15 protein-coding genes are annotated in these 19,915 nt (G+C 63.0%); 1 reads left to right on the top strand and 14 read right to left on the bottom strand.

Annotation, left to right across the window (positions count from 1 at the left end; all coding sequences use genetic code 11):
* Nucleotides 1-57 precede the first annotated feature (57 nt).
* A complete protein-coding gene (locus ACZ9IL_RS04685) occupies nt 58-1,716 on the bottom strand; it encodes a fatty acid--CoA ligase (protein ID WP_476002457.1) in 1,659 nt (552 codons plus the stop codon).
* Nucleotides 1,717-1,791: 75 nt separating this feature from the next.
* Nucleotides 1,792-2,358, bottom strand: a complete 567-nt coding sequence (locus tag ACZ9IL_RS04680) for an RBBP9/YdeN family alpha/beta hydrolase (RefSeq protein WP_476002456.1) — start codon at nt 2,356-2,358, stop codon at nt 1,792-1,794.
* A 352-nt stretch (nt 2,359-2,710) separates the two neighbouring features.
* Here ACZ9IL_RS04680 and ACZ9IL_RS04675 point away from each other — a divergent pair, with 352 nt between their 5' ends.
* Nucleotides 2,711-3,763 carry an AraC family transcriptional regulator gene (locus tag ACZ9IL_RS04675; RefSeq protein ID WP_476002455.1) on the top strand — a complete coding sequence of 351 codons (1,053 nt, stop codon included), beginning with the start codon at nt 2,711-2,713 and terminating at the stop codon, nt 3,761-3,763.
* 322 nt (nt 3,764-4,085) lie between these two features.
* Here the strand turns inward: ACZ9IL_RS04675 and ACZ9IL_RS04670 are convergent, their stop codons facing one another.
* From ACZ9IL_RS04670 to ACZ9IL_RS04615, 12 genes are all read right to left on the bottom strand, one after another.
* Entirely contained in the window at nt 4,086-6,629 is a 2,544-nt protein-coding gene (locus tag ACZ9IL_RS04670; RefSeq protein ID WP_476002454.1) for an efflux RND transporter permease subunit, read from the bottom strand.
* A gap of 53 nt (nt 6,630-6,682) precedes the next feature.
* The gene (locus tag ACZ9IL_RS04665) at nt 6,683-7,753 is read right to left on the bottom strand and encodes a WD40/YVTN/BNR-like repeat-containing protein (protein ID WP_476002453.1); all 1,071 of its coding nucleotides are present in this window, start codon (nt 7,751-7,753) and stop codon (nt 6,683-6,685) included.
* A 99-nt stretch (nt 7,754-7,852) separates the two neighbouring features.
* Entirely contained in the window at nt 7,853-9,214 is a 1,362-nt protein-coding gene (locus tag ACZ9IL_RS04660; protein ID WP_476002452.1) for a DUF1329 domain-containing protein, read from the bottom strand.
* A 26-nt stretch (nt 9,215-9,240) separates the two neighbouring features.
* A complete protein-coding gene (locus ACZ9IL_RS04655; RefSeq protein ID WP_476002451.1) occupies nt 9,241-11,172 on the bottom strand; it encodes a DUF1302 domain-containing protein in 1,932 nt (643 codons plus the stop codon).
* A gap of 484 nt (nt 11,173-11,656) precedes the next feature.
* Entirely contained in the window at nt 11,657-12,286 is a 630-nt protein-coding gene (locus ACZ9IL_RS04650) for a CoA transferase subunit B (protein WP_476002450.1), read from the bottom strand.
* A 94-nt stretch (nt 12,287-12,380) separates the two neighbouring features.
* A complete protein-coding gene (locus ACZ9IL_RS04645; protein ID WP_476002449.1) occupies nt 12,381-13,082 on the bottom strand; it encodes a CoA transferase subunit A in 702 nt (233 codons plus the stop codon).
* 122 nt (nt 13,083-13,204) lie between these two features.
* Nucleotides 13,205-14,224 (bottom strand): YeiH family protein, encoded by a 1,020-nt coding sequence (locus ACZ9IL_RS04640; protein ID WP_476002448.1) that lies wholly within the window; start codon nt 14,222-14,224, stop codon nt 13,205-13,207.
* Entirely contained in the window at nt 14,206-15,213 is a 1,008-nt protein-coding gene (locus ACZ9IL_RS04635) for a DsbA family protein (protein WP_476002447.1), read from the bottom strand. Before ACZ9IL_RS04635 ends, ACZ9IL_RS04640 begins: the two co-directional genes overlap by 19 nt.
* 80 nt (nt 15,214-15,293) lie before the next feature.
* Nucleotides 15,294-16,628 (bottom strand): MFS transporter, encoded by a 1,335-nt coding sequence (locus ACZ9IL_RS04630; RefSeq protein ID WP_476002446.1) that lies wholly within the window; start codon nt 16,626-16,628, stop codon nt 15,294-15,296.
* Between the two features lie 263 nt (nt 16,629-16,891).
* On the bottom strand, nt 16,892-17,941 hold the full coding sequence (locus ACZ9IL_RS04625) for a beta-keto acid cleavage family enzyme (RefSeq protein WP_476002445.1): 1,050 nt from the start codon (nt 17,939-17,941) through the stop codon (nt 16,892-16,894).
* 52 nt (nt 17,942-17,993) lie between these two features.
* Complete coding sequence (locus ACZ9IL_RS04620) at nt 17,994-18,842, bottom strand: TauD/TfdA dioxygenase family protein (RefSeq protein ID WP_476002444.1); 849 nt, start codon at nt 18,840-18,842, stop codon at nt 17,994-17,996.
* A gap of 79 nt (nt 18,843-18,921) precedes the next feature.
* A complete protein-coding gene (locus ACZ9IL_RS04615; RefSeq protein ID WP_476002443.1) occupies nt 18,922-19,902 on the bottom strand; it encodes a quinone oxidoreductase family protein in 981 nt (326 codons plus the stop codon).
* Nucleotides 19,903-19,915 lie beyond the last annotated feature (13 nt).

The raw sequence follows: 19,915 nt of genomic DNA, 5'->3' as shown, positions 1-19,915 counted from the left end.
GCCCCTCAGACAATAAGGATACCTGAGGGGCCGCGGTGCGATTTTATGATGGCGCGCTCAATTCCCGCTCGGCGCATCTTGCTCCCGCTCACGAATCAGCTTCTTGTTCACCTTGCCGACGCTGGTCTTGGGGATCTCCAGGACGATGCGGATCTGGCGCGGGATGGCCCAGCGATTGATGCGACCACTCTCCACATATTCCTGCAGATGCGCCTTGATGACCTGGGGATCCAGACACTCCCCCTCCTTGCCGACCACCAGCGCCAGCGGGCGCTCTCCCCACTGCTCATCCGGCACCCCCACCACGGCCACCGCGTGGACCGAGGCATGGGCACTGATGAGGTTCTCCAGCGCCAGGGAGCTGATCCACTCGCCACCGGTCTTGATCACATCCTTGATGCGATCCTTGATTTCGACCGTGCCACCCGGGGTGATGGAGGCCATGTCCCCGGTGTGCAGCCAGCCACCCAGCCAGAGCTCGGCCCCCTTGTCCGGCTCCTTCAGATAGCCCTGAGCCAGCCAGGGGGCGCGCACCACTATCTCGCCCATGGTCTCCCCATCGTGCGCCACCTCGCGGCCCTGCTCATCGATGATGCGCAAGTCCACCAGCCCGATGGGTTTGCCGGTGCGGATCCGCAAGGGCAGTTGCTCATCCATGGGCAGCGCCAGCTCGGCCTCGCCGAGGTGCACCACGCACAGCAGCGGGCAGGTTTCAGACATGCCGTAGCCGGCGTGTACCAGAATGCCCTTGCGCTGGGCCTGGGACGCGAGCCCAAGCGGCAGCGCACTGCCCCCGAGCAGCATCTTCCAGCCGTCAAAGGAGCTCTGCTTCGCCTCGTCGCAGTCGAGGATCATCTGCAAGATGGTCGGCACGCAGTGGGAGAAGGTCACCCCCTCGTCCCGATACAGCCGCACCAGTTTGTTGGGCTCATAACGCCCCGGATAGACCTGCTTCACCCCCAGCATGGTTGCCACATAGGGGACGCCCCAGGCGTGCACGTGGAACATGGGGGTGATGGGCATGTAGACATCGTTTGATTGCAGCAGCGACTGGCCGGCGTGAGCCGCCAGGGTGCCCAATTCATTCAGGGTGTGCAGCACCAGCTGGCGGTGGCTGAAGTAGACCCCCTTGGGATCCCCCGTGGTGCCCGTGGTGTAGAACAGGGTCGCCACCGAGTTCTCATCGAAGTCGGGGAAATCGAACTGGCTCTGTGCATCGGCCAGCAGCGTCTCATACTCTCCCAGCACCGGCAGGCTGGTGGCGGCCGCGTGCTCGTCGGTCAGCTGAATGTAACCGCGCACCGTGGGCAGCTGATGCTGGATGGACTCCAGCACGGGCAGGAAGTCGTCGTGCACCAGCACCAGATGATCCTCGGCGTGGTTCATGGTGTAGGCGACCTGCTCGGGGGAGAAACGCACGTTCACCGTGTGCAGCACGGCGCCGATCATGGGCACCGCGAAGAAACATTCGAGGGAGCGGTGGCTGTCCCAGTCGAGCAACGCCACCGTGTCGCCGGGGCCCACTCCCGCCGCCGTCAGCAGGTTGGCCAGCCGATGGATGCGCTGGTTGAGGGTGCGATAGTCATAGCGCAACCTGTCGGCATAGACGATCTCCTGATCGGGATAGTAACGGCTCCCCGACAACAGCAGGCTCTTGATCAGCAGCGGATAAGCATGGGCTCCCTGCGCTGGCGGTATGATCCGGGTCTTCACCATATGGACTCCTTTCGATTCATGCTCACAGAGGTGTGGACTGCAGGGGAAACTCCGTCCCCTTGAAGAAATAGATAATCAGCACTCGAGGCGGGCCAGCAGCGCTCGTGCCTGAGGCCAGGGACCGAAGCCACTGGCCGGGTTGAGGTGACCCACGGCCCCCGCGTCCACCAGCTCGCTCCCCCAGTCAAAGGCCATGGCCTGCACCGCCTCGCAGCTGGCCAGGGGATCGTTGTGGCTCATCACCACCAGGCTCGGGAACGGCAACCGGGTGCGTGGCAGCGGGTGCCAGCCGCCGGCCTGCATGGCCTCCGCGCTCGGGTACTGGGCTGGCCAGCTGGCCGCCAGATCCGGTGGCGTCACCAGCAGGGCACCCTGGATCTGGCGCTTCGTCTGTGCGGCCCAGTGCACCGTCATCAGCACGCCGGCGCTGTGAGCCACCAGGATCACCGGCCCCTCGATGGTGGCAAGTGCCTGCTCGATGGCCTCGACCCTGGCCTGGCAGTTGAGCTTGTCCGAGGTTAAAGGCGGCACTGTGACCACCCTGTCCAGCTCGGCGGCGAGCAGCGTCTGCCAGTGATCCGCCACATGATCGCGCAAACCAGGCACGATCAGCACTGTGGCCTTGGGCTGCATTGGTTTCATCTCACGACCCTCTCCAGGTAACCCGGCGACGACCGGGCGATATGGTCATCACAGTAAGATGCGCGGCGCCCGGCTGCTTTACCTTGGGTGCCATGGACTTGTCTTTTTGTGACAGAGACGCAGTTGCCTTGTGACAAGGTCGCGGCCATCCAGTGACAAAAATGCAACCCTATGATGACAAAGAGGAAGCGGCGAACAGATCCGTGAAAGAGGCCTGAGGAGCGGGATGATCGCATGAAACCCTGACGCTCTACGACTAATAGACCTATTAATAAGCCTTTCCATGATGTAAGCAAAATGATAAAAAACGGTTAACAACCAGCAGATGAGCTGTCGCCATGGGAACCGCATTATGACCCTCCTTGCCAGAGCCGCCACCCTCACCAATTATCTCGACGTCGCCCGTCAACTGGGCCTGAACACCCCCAACCTGTTGTCCCAAGCCGGACTCAGCGCCTCCATTCTGGATGTCCCCAACCAACGCATCCCCGTCGCCACCATCGTCAATCTGCTCGAGCTCTCGGCCCGCACCGGCGACTGCCAGAGCCTGGGACTGCGCATGGCGGAGCATCGCCAATTGTCAGATTTTGGCGAGGTGAGCCTGTTGCTCAGCTATCAGCCCAATCTGCGCGAGGCCCTGCAGGTGATGGTGCAATACATCCACCTGTTCAATAATGCGCTGGCCATCTACATCGAGGAGGCGGGCAAGGCGGTCATCATCCGCGAGGAGATCATCACCGACGCCCCCATGCCATCGCGCCAGGCCACCGAGCTCGCGGTCGGCGTCATGTTCCGCTTCTGCGCATCTCAGGTCGGAGTCGGCGCCAACTGGCATCCCATCAGTGTCAACTTCACCCATGCGGCGCCGGCGGATCTCTCCATCCACAAGCGCCTGTTCGGCTGCAAGCTGGAATTTGGCAGCGAGTTCAATGGCATCGTCTGCCAATCCGCCGATCTGGATATCCCCAACCCCCTGGCCAACCAGGCCATGGCTCGCCACGCGCGCCAGTATCTCGACACCCTGCTGGTGGAGACCCAGCAATCCCTGCTGACCGATGTGCGCAAGGCCATCTACCTGCTACTGCCCATGGGACGCGCCACCATAGAGCAGATCGCCCGCACCCTGGGGATGAACGTACGCACCCTGCAGCGCCATCTGGAAGAGAGCGGCGCCACCTTCAGCGAACTCATCAACGAGGTGCGCCGGGACCTGGTGATGCGCTACCTGCAAAACTCCGGCTACTCCCTCGGTCACATAGCAGACATGCTGGGCTACTCCATGCCAAGCTCCTTCACCCGCTGGTTCAACGCCCAGTTCGGCATGCCGCCGGCCACCTGGCGCACCCGCCACAAGATAGTGCCCAAGGTACCCCAGAGCGTGCGCACCAGCCTGGCCTACGGCTAATTTGCCAGACGGGCATAAGAAGGGAGGCTGATGCCTCCCTCTTCTTTTGCTTGTTAACCCCTCCCTATCTTCCTTTCACAGGGGAGATGCCTTTGCCCTCCTCTCGCATAAGTGAGGCGTATTCGCCTCCTCTCAACCTTCCCTGTGCAAGAGAGCCGCGGTTCGGCTCCCTTATGAAGAGGAGAGAAAGGTGGCGCTCCTGCCATCTTCTTTGGCGACGACTCGGGGCTGGCAATAGCAAAAAGAGGAGGGAGGCATGGTGCCTCCCTCCTCTTTTTCAGGGGAACAACCCCCTCCCGATCTCCCCCTTCGTCAGGGAGAGTCAATACCCCTGGCGGGCATCGGCCGGCAGCGGCTCCGCCGCCATCCTCCCCTGAGGTGTGCCGTGCTCCTCATGTGTATGCGGTACCTCGACCGCAGTCTTTGCCTCTGCCGGGGCTTGCCCGATGTCTCGCAGCAGGAAGTAGGAGAGCGCAGGCACCCCGATCAACGCTCCCAACATGTTCCACAGGAACATGAAGGTGAGCAGTATCCCCATATCCGCCTGGAACTTGATTGGCGACCAGGCCCAACCCACCACACCGGCGGCCAGGGTGATCCCCACCAGCCCCACTACCCGGCCGGTGAAGGCCACTGCGTTGCGGTAGGACTCCACCAACGAGAGACCCTGGCGCTGATGGTGCAGTTGCACGCTCAGCAGATAGAGCGCGTAGTCCACGCCTATGCCGACCCCGAGCGCGATCACCGGCAGGGTCGCCACCTTGACGCCGATCCCCATGAATACCATCAGCGCCTCGCACAGCACCGAGGTGAGCATCAGGGGCACCAGGGCCACCACGGTCGCCCGCCAGCTGCGGAAGGTGATGAGGCAGAAGACGGTCACCGCCAGATAGACGTAGAGCAACATGGTGCGGTTGGCCTCGTGCACCACCAGATTGGTGGCGGCCTCGATGCCGGCCGAGCCTGCGGCGAGCAGGAACTGGCGATCCGCCGTGCTGTTGTCACGGGCAAACTGCTCGGCGATGGCGACCACGCCGCTCAGGGTCTCGGCCTTGTGATCTTTCAAGTAGGCGATCACCGGCATCAGCGAGCAGTCGGTGTTGAACAGCTCCGGGCTGTTGACCGAGGCCTGCTGGGCTGCGTAGTTCAGCACGTTCTGGTTGCGCTGGATGCCGGCAAGCTTGGGGTTGCCCTCATAGGTGCCGGCAGTGATCTGGCGCACCGCATTGACCAGCGAGGTGGTGGCCTGCACCCCGGGGTGCTGCTGCAACTCCCAACCCAGGCGATCCGCCAGGATCAGGGTCTTGTAGTCGAGGCAGCCTTCCGGCGCAGTCTTGATCATCACCGCAAACAGGTCGCTCGAGAGCGCATAGTGGCTGGTGATGTAACCGTTGTCCTTGTTGTAGCGGGAATCGGCGCGCAGCTCAGGCGCCCCGCTGTCCAGATCGCCGACCTTGAGGTTCAGACTCACCAGATAGCCGCCTATCCCCATGGCCAGGCCCAGCACCACGACAACGGTGGCCCACTTGCGCTCGGTGCAGCGATCCAGCAGATCCCAGAGCCTGCCAAAGCCCTTGTGGACGGCGGCGTTGTTCTCCATCCGCAGGGCCCGCTCGGCCGCCTTGCGACCGACCCCCACATAGGAGAGGGCCACCGGCATCAACAGCAGGGAGGTGAAGATCAGCACGGCCACGCCGATGCTGGCGGTGATGGCAAGATCCTGGATGACCGGGATGTCGATCAGCATCAACACAGCGAAACCCACCGCATCGGCGAGCAGTGCCGTGACCCCGGCCAAAAACAGCCGGCGGAAGGTGTAGCGAGCCGCTATCTGGCGATGGGTGCCGCGGGCGATGTCCTGCATGATGCCGTTCATCTTCTGGGCCGCGTGGGAGACCCCGATGGCGAAGATGAGGAAGGGTACCAGCACAGAGTAGGGATCGATGGCGTAGCCGAGCCAGGCGACGAGCCCAAGCTGCCACACCACGGCGATGAGGGAGCATCCCACCACCAGCAAGGTGCTGCGCACGCAGCGGGTGTAGAGGAAGATGATGGCGAGCGAGGTTGCCACCGCCAGGGCGAAGAACATGATCACCTGAATGAGGCCATCGATGAGATCCCCCACCAGCTTGGCAAAGCCGATGACCCGGATCTTGTACTTGCCCGTGCCCTCCTCCCCCGCCTTGTGGGGCTGGCCGGAAAACTCGATCTTGCCGCGCAACTGCTCGATACGCTGGGAGAACTCGTGATAATTGAGGGGCTTGCCGGTGGCCGATGCCTTGTCCAGCAGAGGCACGATCAACATGGTGGACTTGAAGTCGCTCGCCACCAGGCTGCCGACGATGCCGGCGCGGTTGATGTTCTGGCGCAACTGTTCGATGTCAGAGGCAGACCCCTGATAGGCATCCGGCATCACGGGGCCACCCTGGAAGCCCTCCTCGGTCACCTCGGTCCAGCGCACCGCCGGGCTCCAGAGGGATTTCATCCAGGCCCGGTCGACCCCTTCGGTGAGAAACAGCTCGTCATTGACCTGCTTGAGCACGCCGAGGTAGTCGGGGTCGAAGATGTCTCCCTGGGTGTTCTCCACCACCACCCGCACTGAGTTGCCGAGGCCGCGCAGGGAGCTGCGATTCTCCAGGAAGTTTTTGATGTAGGGCTGGCTCTGGGGGATCATCTTCTCGAAGCTGGGTGCCAGCACCAGGCGAGTCGTCGCCATGTAGCCAAGCACCAGGGTCGCCAACGTCATCAACAGCATGAACAGCGGGCGGTGGTTGAACACCAGCCGTTCCAGCAGATTGCCGGAGCGCCGATCGAACTGTGCCAACTCGCGGATCACCGGCATCGCATCTTGCTTCACATGGCCCATGTCTGGATCCTCATTCTCTTGTTATCGTTATCGGCCGTCATTCCATGACGGCTTTATTTGACGGTCAGGGTGCGCACACCGCGACTGCCGACCAGCGCCAAGACCCCATCCGGGGTCAGCACGGCGCCCGCCACCGGTGCGGGCTCGGCCTCTGCCACCAGTGTCAGCGGATCATTGCCACGCTGGCGCAACATGTGTCCGGCCTGGGTGAACAGGCGGAAGTGACCGTCGGCATCCTGCACCGCCGCACTGATGCTGATGGGCAGTTGGCTCACCAACCGGGTCCAGTTTTCGCCCCCGTCCGTACTGCGATAGACGTGGCCGCGCAGGCCGTAGACCAGCAGTTCGCCGGGTCGACCGATGAGACCGAAATAGCTGCCCTCGTAGGGCGTCGGCAAGGCAACGAAACGTTGCGCCGCCTCGTCCCACTTGCGCAGCAACCCCTGCTCGCCAGCGAGGTAGAGACCCTCCCCCGTCGAGTTGATGGCATTGAGGTGCAGTCCATCCGGGTTGTCGGTGCGATCCTGCATCGGCGTCCAGTGCTGGCCGCCATCGTCGGTGCGCAGAATGAGGTTGAAGACCCCGACCACGTAGCCCACCTTGTCGTTCTGGAACCAGACGTCGAGCAGCGGCTTGTCGGCCCCCTCCTCCACCAGACGCTGACCCTCTTCCACCAGCGCGGCCCACTGTTCGTTATCCGGCTCGATCTCGGCCTTGGCGGAATAGTACTGGTGTACCAAGTCGCCAATCTGACGACCGTCCAGCTGTTTTTGCCAGCTGAGGCCGGCGTCCTGGCTGTGCAGTACCACCCCATCACCGCCCACCGCCCAGCCCTGCTCGGCCGTGGGGAAGGCGACGGCGGTGAGATCCGCGCTGACCGGCACCCTGGCCTGCTGCCAGCGCTGACCCTCGTCATCGGAATAGAGGATGTGACCCCGCTGTCCCACCGCCACCAGCCGGCTGCCGGCACGGGCCAGATCCAGCAAGGGGCTCTGCTTGGCCAGTGCGCTCGGCTTGGCCGGCAAGTCCAGCACGTCCACATAAGCGGTCGCCTGCCCGGCCAGCACCCCGGCGCTCTGCAGCAGCAGGGCGCAGCACAGCGCCAACGTCTTGAATGAACCCATACTACGTCCTTGTCTCACGGTGCATCGGGACGCGAGAGCGGCCCGACGCCAACATCGAGGAGCCCGGTTCGCCAATGACGAACCGGGCTCCTGTTAGGGCTAGCGGATCCCGGCGCCAGCCAGGGACTCCGGTGACCACTTCGCCTTCGACAGGGAGGCACCGTACTTGATGCCGCCGTAGGGCCCTACCACGCCGTTGATGTTGTAGGTCCCCGCCACCAGGTCATAGATCATGAAGGGGGTGGCGTCCGGGGTCTGCTTGTCGTAGCTCTGGCTCAGGAAGGCGAAGGAGCCGCGATAGAGCTGACCACGGGCGTCGTACTGATCCGAGGCCAGGGCCACCCAGCTGTCTTCGTCCAGATAGAAGCGACGCTTGGCATAGATGTGGCGCTCACCGGCCTTGAGGTTGCCCTCCACCACCCAGACCCGGTGCTTCTCCCAACGCACGTGATCCGGCGACAGGAAGTTCGGGGTGGTCAGCGCCTTGGCATTGGGCTCATAGGTCAGCTTGTAGGTGTTGTAGGGGACGATCATCTCCTGCTTGCCCACCAGCTTCCAATCGAAGCGGTCCAGCGCGCCGTTGAAGACGAAGACGTCGTCATAGGTGCCGGCGCCGGAGGTGCCCGGGTTCGGGGTATCGTAGGCCAGGTTCGGTGCCAGCTTGACCCGGCGCTGCCCCGGCAGGTACTGCCAGGCCTTGCGCGGCTGCTCAAGGGGGTTGGCGGCATCGCGCAGCATGATGGCTTCACCGGCACGGCGGGCGGGCCCGGTGTAGTACAGCTTCATCTGGTAGTAGGTGTCTTTGGCCGCGATGGGCTTCTTCATGTCCTCGTAGATGGCGTAGTTGATAAACGCCTGCCCGGTGGTGGAGAGGGCCGCGACCCCGGCAGAGTCGACGTTCCAGGAGTCGTATTTGGTGGCGATGTTCACCCCCTGGTAACGCAGCAGGAAGTTCCACATCGCCTCGGCGCCGGTCTGCGGGATCGGGAAGGGAATGCCCGGCAGCACCTGATCCACCGCCATGCCCCCTTCCAGGGTCTTGGCGTTCAGCGCGTTCTGCTTGGTGTTGTCCAGCACCGCCTGGGGCAGCGCCACGCTGCGGTGAGTCGGGTAGACATCGACTCTGAAGTCCGGGAAGCGGCTCAGCAACTCGGCGGTGGTGGCGGTCAGCTCGCCCTTGTACTTGGCCGCGTTCTTGCCGTCGATCACCAGCTGCGGCTTGTCGCCCGCATAAGGATCCGGGCGCATGCTGTCACCGGCCTTGAAGCTGGCGGGCGCTGTGGTCAGGCCGCCGGTATAGGCGGGGATGGAGCCGTCGGCGTTGGCCGCGGCATCGGCGCCGACCTGGGTCAGGCTGGTGCCCAGCTTGCCCGCTTCGCTCGCGGAGACCGCCGCCTGGGCCTGGCTGGTGAAGGCCAGGGCGAGGGACAGGGCCAGCATTGTCTGTTTATGTTTCATCATCTTGTTCTCCGACTCGGTCGCTTGACTCAATAAGTGCTCTTCAGGGTCAGGTAGACGGCCCCTCTGTCTTCCGTGGTGGCGCCGCCACCGGAGAAGGAGGAGTAACCGCCGGCATAACAGGTATTGCGCTGGGTCGCATCCAGGGCATTGGGGGTGGAGCCATCGGTGGCGCCGTCGTTACAGTCGGCAGACTTGCCGAAGGAGTCCACGTACTTCAGATCGACGAAATACTGGTTGTAGATAGTGGCGCCGAGGCCAACCGCGTAGTTGCCGGTGTCCCTGGCGCCGCCGCCCTGCACCGGTGATACCCCCGCCAGACCGAGGTTGACCGACAGCGGCATGCTCATGTCGACACCGGGGAACACCTGATACCAGGTCGGGGTGAAGTTGACCGCCAGGCCCCAGTTGTCGGTGGTCGACTTGTCCAGGCCCTGGTAGCTGTCCTCGCCCTTGTAGAGCGCCTTGTTGTGGTCGTTGAGGCTCAGCAGATTGCTGTAATAGAGCTCAGCCAGCAGGGCGGCGCCATCGAACAACGGGGTGTCGGCGATGGTCATCAGGCCGTTCAGGGTCCAGTGCAGGGTCTCGCCGGTGGCGCTGTAGCCATCGCTGTCATCGGTGATCACCCCGGTGCTGTCATTGCGGGCAGGCAGTGCACCGAGACCCTGTTTCAACCCGAATGGACCCGATGCACTCAGCAGCGCCGGAATGCTGGAGAGCGGCATGTTGTGGCGATAGTTCAGATCGCTGCCGACGCTGACCCCGGCGATGTCCTTGGACAGGCTCAGACCGAAGATATCGATGTCTTCTCCGTAGGCCAGGGAATAGCTGGTATTGGCAATCGAATTACGCAGGTTGGGAATTGCCCCGGCCGGCAGGGGATTGGTCCCGCGGACACTCAGGCCGCGAGCATCCAGTACCGCCTGGGGCAGGATGTCGGCAGTACGACGGTAGTAGGCACCGAGGGTGGCATCCAGCGCCTCTGGGGACCACTTGGTCATCATGCCCCAGTCACCGTGCTTGCCCGGCTCGATGTCATCACCGCGGCGAATGTTGCTCAAGGTACCGTTTGGCCCGGCCAGACCGGGGCCGCCGGTGTGACCAAGCAGGAAGGCGCGGGCTCCGTAGCCCACCAGATCCGAGCTACCGTAGAAGGTGCCGGCCTCGGGCAGGCGGGCCGCATCCCAGTCAAAGAAATACTGGGCGGCGAAGGTCCACTCCGGATTCAGGGTGAAGGAGGCGGAGATCTGCTTGCGGGGCATGAACAGCTCTTTTGCCTCGGTGCCAGGGGATGCCGCGAGCTTCGCGAGATCCAGGCCGGACTGGCCGTAGCTGATGGAGTGCACCGGATTGAGCAGGGTCTCGCCCCAGAAGATGTTGTGCTGGCCTATCTTGACGCCGAGCAGCGACTCGTCACCGATCTCCATGTTATGGAACACGAAGGCGTCGAGGATCTCGCCGGAGGGACCGTTGTAGTAGCGATCCGCATAGTCGCTCAACCCCGGCTGGCCAAACATGGTCGACCTGGCGGGGTTGGATCCCCAGCCCGGGATACCGGAGGCATCGCCGTTGTTGTTCAAAAAGGGGTTGTCACTCGCGCCGACATCGTCATAGGCATAGTCGTACCAGCTCGCCGCACTGATGCGAAAGCCGGTGTTGCCCTTGTTCACCACGTCCAGCTCGGTCAGCAGATCGAAACGGGTGGTGACGGTGTCGCCGGCATCTTTGAAGTTGTAGTCACCGTCGTTGTTGTTCGGGGTGGCGAGCATGCGGGAGTCCGCGCTCTCGGTGCGCACGCCATAGTTGAACTTGCCGGTGTTGTCGAAGCGCACGGACCAGTCTTCACTGTCCGTGTCTATCTCGACCGCCTGAACGGTTGGCAGGAGAACGGCCGCGATGGCCGTCGCCAGCAGGCTGAGGCGCAGGGCACCGCAACCATGACTCGTGTGCTTGTAATCCATTACAGTCTCTCCGAGTATCGTCATCTGTTATTTGTTGTTTGTTTTTCTATGTTTAATCGCCGTTTCCGTTGGCTTTTTCTTCATGCAAGGGGAGATGACCTTCCTCATGGCGCACCGCCTTGTTTGGCTCGCGAGGATGCAGCTCTGTGTTTGCATCGGCCCCGGGGTGTCGCTCACTGTGATGAGACAGTCTTTCTCTCTTGTGTGCCGACTGTAAGGCCTAGCTCCAGGGCCGCGCTTGCCATTGAACGTCAGCCACTTTTCATTTGATGACAGGGGCGACAAGCACTGACAACGGCCCCCGAAAGCGGTGTCAGACAGTTCCTGTTCAAGGCTGTCTACCGATGAAAATAGAGCGGGTAGCAAGGGGGTTCAGTCTCAAGGGCGCGGGTCAGCCTGGTCACCACAAGGAAAAATACGAGCGCACCAAAGTAAAAACGGCGGGGAAGGCCCAGGCCCCCTTCCCCACCGAAAACTCACGAGATCAGCGTGCGATGGCGCAGCCGGTCGCGGCCTGCAGCTGTTCGAAGTCGATGCCGGGGGCCATCTCCACCAGCTTGAGGCCACTCGGGGTGACATCCAGCACGGCGAGATCACTGATGATGCGATCCACCACCCCGACCCCGGTCAGCGGCAGGTTGCACCACGGAAGTATCTTGTGCTCGCCGCCCTTGGCGCAGTGCTCCATCAGCACCACCACCCGCTTGACCCCGGCCACCAGATCCATGGCACCGCCCATGCCCTTGACCATCTTGCCGGGGATCATCCAGTTCGCGAGATCGCCGCGCTCGGACACCTGCATGGCCCCGAGCAGCGCCAGGTTGATGTGGCCGCCACGGATCATGCCGAAACTCTCGGCGCTGTCGAAGAAGCTGCTGCCGGGCAGGGTGGTGATGGTCTGCTTGCCGGCGTTGATGAGATCCGGATCCAGCTCGGCCTCGCTCGGGAAGGGGCCGATGCCGAGCAAGCCATTCTCGCTCTGCAGCCACACCTCCATGCCGGCGGGAATGTAGTTGGCCACCAGGGTCGGCAGACCGATGCCGAGGTTCACGTAGAAGCCGTCCTGCAGCTCCTGAGCGGCGCGCTGCGCCATTTCTTCACGGGTCCAGGCCATGATTTAGTTCCTCGCTGCGCACGGTTGGAAAAAGAAAGCCAATGGAAGCTTCTGGGGGATGTACTGCACCAACTCTTCACGGGTCCAGAGCATGTCAGTTTTTCTCCATGACGGTACGCACTTCGATGCGCTTCTCGGGATGGGGGTTGAGCACCAGTCGCTGCACATAGATGCCGGGCAGGTGGATCTCGTCAGGGGCCAGCTCGCCGACCTCGACTATCTCCTCCACCTCGGCGATGCAGACGCGGCCCGCCTTGGCGCAGAGCGGGTTGAAGTTGCGTGCGGTCTTGTTGAACATCAGGTTGCCCGCCTTGTCTGCCTTGGCGCCCTTGATCAGTGCGATATCGGCGGTCAGGGCGCGCTCCATCACGAACCACTCGCCGTCAAACTGGCGGGTCTCCTTGCCCTCGGCGATGAGGGTGCCGTAACCGGTCCTGGTGAAGAAGGCGGGAATGCCGGCGCCACCGGCGCGCAGCTTCTCGGCCAAGGTCCCCTGGGGGGTGAATTCCAGCTCCAGCTCGCCTGCGAGATACTGGCGCTCAAACTCCTTGTTGCCCCCCACGTAGGAGGAGATCATCTTCTTGATCTGGCGGCTGTAGAGCAGCGGCCCCAGCCCGAACTCATCCACTCCACAGTTGTTGCTGATGACGGTGAAGCCACGCTTGCCGGTCCCCTGCAGCGCCTCGATGAGGCGCTCGGGGATACCGCACAGGCCAAATCCGCCCGAGGCGATGGTGATGTCGTCCTGCACCAGGTCCGCGAGGGCCGTGCTGGCGTCGGGATATATCTTGTTCATGAATACCTCTTTCGGCTAATCCGTTGGCCACAGGGGCGCTGTCGTTTTATTGCTGTTTTCTTGATTCGGCGGTGTGCCTGGTGCGCAGCCCCTCCCCTTTATCAAGGGGAGGGAGTCGCTCTTTAGGGTTTCACGCCCCAATGCATCAGCACCAACACCAGAGCGATGAGGAAGAGGGTCTCCCCCACCATCAGCAGGATGGGTTTGATGCCGACCGCGGCCAATTCTTTCAGCTGGGTCTTCATACCGATGGCGCCGATGGCGATCACCAGGCACCAGCGCGACAGATCGTTGACCCCGCTCTGGATGATGCCGGGCACCCAGCCGGTGCTGTTGATGCAGGCCAGCACCAGGAAGCCGACGGCGAACATGGGCAACAGGGGTGGACGCTTGCCGGAGGCGGGATCCGCCCCCTGCATGCGGGTAATGGTGGCGGCGACGACGATCACCGGCAGCAGCATGGCGACTCGCATCAGCTTGACCACGGTCGCCACGTCCCCGGTCTCGGTAGACATGCTGTAGCCGGCGCCGACCACCTGAGCCACGTCGTGAATAGTGGCGCCAAGGAAGACCCCCGCCTCCACCGGCGTCAGCTCGAAATAGCGGGCGATCATGGGATAGGTGATCATCGCGATCGTCGAGAGCACCGACACCCCGATCACCGTGAACAGGGTGGCACGCTCTTTTTGCGGGTGATTGGGCAGGGAAGCGGCCAGCGCCAGGGCGGCGGAGGCGCCACAGATCGCGGTGGCACCGCCGGTCAGCATGCCGAACAGGCGTTGGAACCCCATCAGCTTGGCCGCGACCACCGACAGGCTGATGGTCACCACCACCAGGGTCACTACCAGGGCAACCGGCATCCAGCCGAGCTCGGCTATCTGGCCGAGGGTGATGCGCATGCCGAGCAAGGCGACGCCGATGCGCAAGACGCTGCGCGCCGTGAACTCGATCCCCTTCTTGCAGGTGCCCTCGGCGCTAAGGAAGTTCAGCGCCATGCCGAGCAGCAGGGCAAACAGCAGCACAGGAGCACCGTAGTGTTCGGCCAGGAAGGTGGCGGCGGCAGCCACCACCAGACTCACCACCATACCGGGGGCGAGCTCGCGTACCCGCGAGACATGGTTCGTCAGAGCGAGGGCGTGCATGGGAGACTCTCCTGTGAGGCGATGACAATAAAGAGGCGGCCCCCCTCCTGCTCGACCGGGTAGCGGCCGACGTTGAGCTGGGTCGATCCCAGCAGGTATCCGGTACGCAGGTTGAAGCGCAGGCCGTGGGAGCGGCACTGAACCACCTCTCCCTCCAGCTTGCCACCACACAGGGAGGCACCCTGATGAGGGCAACTGTCATCGATGGCATGAAACTCGCCGTCGATGTTGAACAGCACCAGACTCTTGCCCTGATCTTCGACCAGGATGCGTTGGCCGGGGGCCGGCACCCGGTTGGCGGGCACCTCGATGCGCGTCTCCTGCTCCCTCGGCTGAGTCGCCACGGCCTGGCGCAAGCTGGCGAGCAGATGTTCGACCGGCTGGGCACCGGAGAGGGTCAGCGCGCCACCGATCACAAAGCTGGGCACCCCCTGACTGGCGGGCCCCACGGCGACGCCAAGGAAGGGACTGCCATCCCCGTGCAGGCCGCTCACCAGCGTCTCCAGCGCAAAGCCAGCCTCGTCGGCGAGTTTCAGCAGGGTGCTGCCATCCCCCAGATCGCCCCCTTGCTGGAAATGACAGGCAAACAATCGCTCCAGCAAAGCCTCTTGCTGGGCCGGCGAACCAGACTGGCTGGCCCGCTGCCACAGGCGATGGGCATCGGCCGTGTTTGGCATACGCGGGATAGTGGTGAAGTCCAGGGTCACGCCTACGCTGGCCGCAGCCTGCTGTACCTGAGCCTGGCGCAAACGCACCGCCTGCTCGCCACCGAGCCTGCGCAGATAGAAGGCGTGGAAATCCTCCCCCTGTGCCGGCAGATAGGGCAGCAGTTGCACCCCGTGCCAACACAGTTCCACCCGCAGATCGGGCCGATCGGCCCGCAGCAGGGCCAGGGCCTGATCCAGCTGACGCTTGCCAATCAGGCACCAGGGGCAGATGAAATCGAAATAAATCTCTATTTTCAGCGTCTTTTGCAGGGTACTGCTCATGCCCTTCTCTCCGTGTTATCAACCTCAGTCCGGCGAGTCGCCGCCGGACAGATAAAACTCACTGTGCTCCAGCGGGCGCTTCAGGCCCTCGCCTCGGCGGGCGCCGGGTCGACGAGAGAGGCATTGGCAACCGGCGGCGACTGCTCCCCTTCCAGCCTGGCCACATCTTTGTGGTAGTGGCGCTTGGCATAGAGGAAGACGATCGCCGCCGCGATGCTGATGAGCGGCACCAGCTGGAATGCCTTGTCCAGACCGATATGGTCGGACACCTTGCCGGTGATGAAGGGGCCAGGCGCGAGGCCGAGCAGGTTGTTGGCAAGCGTCAGGGTGGCAAAGGCGGTACCGTGGATGCTGGCGTGAGTCAGGTTCGCCACCATGGCGCCGGCCGGGCCCGAGGTGCCGGTGGCGATGAACATGCCGAGGCAGATCAGCAATATCTGTGGCAGACCCACCGGCAGGGCGAACGCCAGGGAGAGCAAGGCACAACTGCCGAGGCAATAGCCGATGGCGAGGCTTATCTTGTGATCCGGGCGGGCCTTGCACAGCTTGTCGCTCAGCATGCCGCACAGGATCATGCCGGCGCCGCTGCACAGCACTATGATGGCCGCCGCCGCCCCCGCCTTGTCCGTCTCCATGCCGTAGTAACGGTTGAAGTAGCTCGGCATCCAGACGATGACGGTGCCGCCGACAAACAGTTGCAGACCGCTGCCCACGTAGGCGGAGATCACCGAACGGCTGGAGTAGAGACTGCGCAGGGGATTGCGGGTCGCCTTGCCTGCCTGGGACGTCCGATTGGCCGGCGAGATCCGCGCCTCCTTGACGATCAGCGGATAGAGCGCCGCCAACAGCAGGCCGAACAAGGCCATGCCGGCGAAGGCCCAGCGCCAGCCCATCAGATGGGCCAGTACGCCCCCCGTGGCCATGCCGAGCACCGAGCCGAACAGGCCGCCGGAGATGAAGGCTGCGGAAAGGGTGGCTCGCATCTCCCGTGGGAAGACGGAGACCACCACGGCGATGCCGACGCTGCCGTAGGCAGCCTCCCCCACCCCCACCAGGAAGCGGGCGACAAACATCTGCTCGTAGTTCTGGGCCAGGGCGCACCCCAGGGTCGCCAGACTCCAGAGCGCGGCCATCAGGGCCAGGCTCTTCACCCGACCGAAGCGATCGGCGAGCAGGGAGAGCGGGAAGGTCAAGAGCCCGACCATGAGCGCGACTATGCCGCTCAGCAGGCCAAGCTGGGTATCCGAGAGCACCCATTCCCCCTTGAGCATGGGGAACACGGCATTGAGCACCTGGCGCGACATATAGTCGGAGATGAGCAGACCAAAGGTCAGTGCAAACACTATCCAGGCATAACGACGGGGCACGGCAACCTTGCCAGCCTCTGCGTCATCATCGATATGATACGTAGCCATACAATCCCTCGCGCTACCACAAGATGGGTTGAGTTCTCGGTCGACGAACCGACGGACGGCTCGACAATATTGATTCATCCCTCAATATGCCCGAGTGCTGCATAGTGCAAGGACAAACGGTTTTTGGCAAACAGAGTTAGAACAGGTTCTTAGGGTCGCCACCCGCAGAATGGCGACCCTTTTTACTTATGGCGCTTGGCTTGTGGCCTTGCGCCCCGACACGCAGATCTGCGTGGGTATTACACCCTATGCCTGCAGGCCAATCACTTCGTCAGGAAGCCCTGCTGACCGCCCTTTGGATTCGGAGCGAAGCCGTTGGCTGCAAGGGTTTCTTCAACCGTCTCATAGAAAACACCGATTTTGAGGATCTCGCGGGCTTCCTTACCGTTGGCAACTGGACGGCCGATCTCGTTGGCAAGGCGCACCAACTGCTCGATCTGCTCGACGGAGGTCATCTTACGCGAACGGTCCTGGGTCCAGAGGTTATCCTCAATACCGCAGCGCACGTGCAGGCCCATCGCCATGCCCATCAGGTTGATTGGCAGGGTGTTGAGCATGGAACTTTCCACCGTCAGCATGGTGCCGTCAGGGATGGCGCGCAGGAAGTTGGCCATGCTGTAGATATGCGGCTGGTCCATGCCACCGCCAATCGCCACCCAGTTGCATACCAGCGGGCCCTTATAGACACCGCGGCGGATCAGGCGCTCCACCGACTCGTAGCTGTTGATGTTGTAAAACTGGAAGGCACTCTGGATGCCAGCGGCACTCAGACGCTTGACGTGCTCCTCGATGAAGCCAGGGCCGGAGGGCACGATCATCTCGCGGTACGCTTCGTAGGTATCGGTCCCCATAGAGGTGCCGGCGTAGTCACGCTTATCCATCTGCTCGACCACGTTCATCTGCGTGGTGTTGACGGTCACAGTGACTTGGTCGGGTTTGGGCTCGAGTTCGGCGAGCATGTGCCGAGTGTCGTCGTGCAACCACTTGGCGGCCGCGCCATCTTCTGGCGGCGCGAAGGAGATGGAGCCGCCGACCTGGATGATCATGTCCGGCACGGCCTTGCGCACACCGGCGATCAGTTCGTTGAACATCGACAGGCGCTTGGATCCCTTGCCGTCCAGTTCACGCACGTGCAAGTGCAGTACGGCGGCGCCCGCTTCGTAACAGTCAACGGCCTTCTGGACCTGCTCTTCCATGGTCACCGGGATGTCTTCCGGATAGTCGGAGGGGAACCATTCTGGCCCATATGGAGCTACGGTAATAACCAACTTGTCTTGATTTTCAGGGAAGAGAGAACCATCAAGGAAATTCATGTCTATTGCCTCAAGTTATTGAAAATTAGCGGTATCACTGGGATGTTACGACTCAGTAAGGTTTGTCGCCCATGATCCCGGCGCGTTCCATCTTGCGATGGCAAGGTGCGTAATCCATGGCGGCGTAGTGCTGAGTGCTGCGATTGTCCCAGATGGCGATGCTGTTGGGCTGCCAGCGCCAGCGCACCTGATACTCCGGGATATAGGCCTGGCTTATCAGGTAGCGCAGCAGATCGCTGCCCCCCATGCTGTAGTCCTGACCGACCCGCACGAAGGCCGGGGTGTGGAAATTGGTGAGGTGCGTGGCGAAGGCGTTGACGAACAGGATCTTCTCGTCCGTCTCGGGATGAGTGCGCACCACAGGGTGCTCGGCATCCGGGAACTGCGCCTTCAAGGCGAGCCGCTTCTCGATGGGCATGGCCGCCCCGAAGCTCGCCTCTATGCTGTGGCGAGCCCGCAGCCCCGCGATCTTCTGTTTGATCTCCTCAGGCAGCTGCTCGTAGGCCACCACCATGTTGGCCCAGAGCGTATCGCCTCCCACCGGCGGGGTCTCCACGCAGCGCAGCACGCAGCCAAAGGGCGGCTTTTCGCGCCAGGTGGCGTCGGTGTGCCAGGCGTTCTCGTAGCGATCGTTTGGCACCTCCGGCGACTTGTAGATCCGCACCAACCCGGGATGTTCCGGATCGCTGCCGGCCACCGGGTGATCCTCCAGCTCGCCAAAGCGGCGGGCGAAGGCCACGTGATCCCCCCGGCTGATGTCCTGATTGCGTAAAAACAGCACCTTGTGCTTGAGCAGCAGGGAGCGGATCTCCGTAAACAGGCCACCATCGTGGACGGCATCCGCCAGATTGACGCCGCTGAGTTCGGCGCCGATATGACAGGTCAGTTGTTCTACACGCATGTCTCTCTCCCTAGATGACAAGTCGGTGCTGCCCGGCAGACCCGGGCACCGCCTCTATGGGCAGGCCCGGGCCACTGGCCTAGATAACGAAGACGGAGGAACCCGTGGTCTTGCGCGACTCCAGATCGCGATGAGCCTCTGCGGCATCCTGCAGCTGGTACTTCTGGTTGACTTCGATCTTGATCCGCCCGCTGGCGACGTGGCCGAACAGCTCGCCTGCCAGGGCCGTTTTCTCGGCCGGATCGGCGATGTAGTCGGCCAGTGCAGGACGGGTCAGATAGAGGGAGCCCTTCATGGCCAGCAACTGCGGATTGAAACCGTCGATGGGGCCGGAGGCGGTACCGACGCAGACCATCAGGCCACGGCGTTTGAGGGAATCGAGCGAGCCCAGGAAGGTGCTCTTGCCGACGCTGTCGAACACCACGTCGACACCGGCCCCCTCGGTCAGGGCGCGCACCCGCTGGGCCACGTCCTCGTGGCTGTAGTCGATGGTGTAATCACAGCCGTGGGCACGGGCCACCTCGGCCTTGGCATCGCTGGAGACGGTACCGATCACGGTCAGGCCCAGCAGCTTGGCCCACTGGGCGACGATGAGGCCGACCCCGCCCGCTGCCGCGTGCAGCAGGATGCTGTCGCCCGGCTTGAAGCCATGGATGCGGCGCATCAAATAGGCGGACGTCAGGCCACGCATGGTCATGGCGGCGGCGGTCTCGCAGGAGATGTTGTCCGGCAGCTTGATGAGCGGCGCGGCCGGGATCAGGCGCTCGGTGGCATAAGCGCCGAGGGTATTGATGAAACCTGTGTAGGTGACCCGATCGCCGACGGCGACGTTGGTGACACCCTCGCCCACCGCCTCCACGATACCTGCCGCCTCGACCCCCAGGCCGTTTGGCAGCGGGATCGGGTAGGTGCCGTTACGGAAATAGGTGTCGGCATAGTTCAGGCCGACCGCAGCATGGCGCAGGCGGACCTGGCCCGGGCCGGGTTCACCGACGGTCACTTCTTCGTAGCGCAGGACCTCGGGGCCCCCGGTTTCATAAAAGCGTATGGCGTGGGCCATGGCTGTTCTCCAG

Source organism: Aeromonas sp. TECH754, from assembly GCF_056279295.1.
This window is presented reverse-complemented; position numbering and strand designations above follow the sequence as displayed.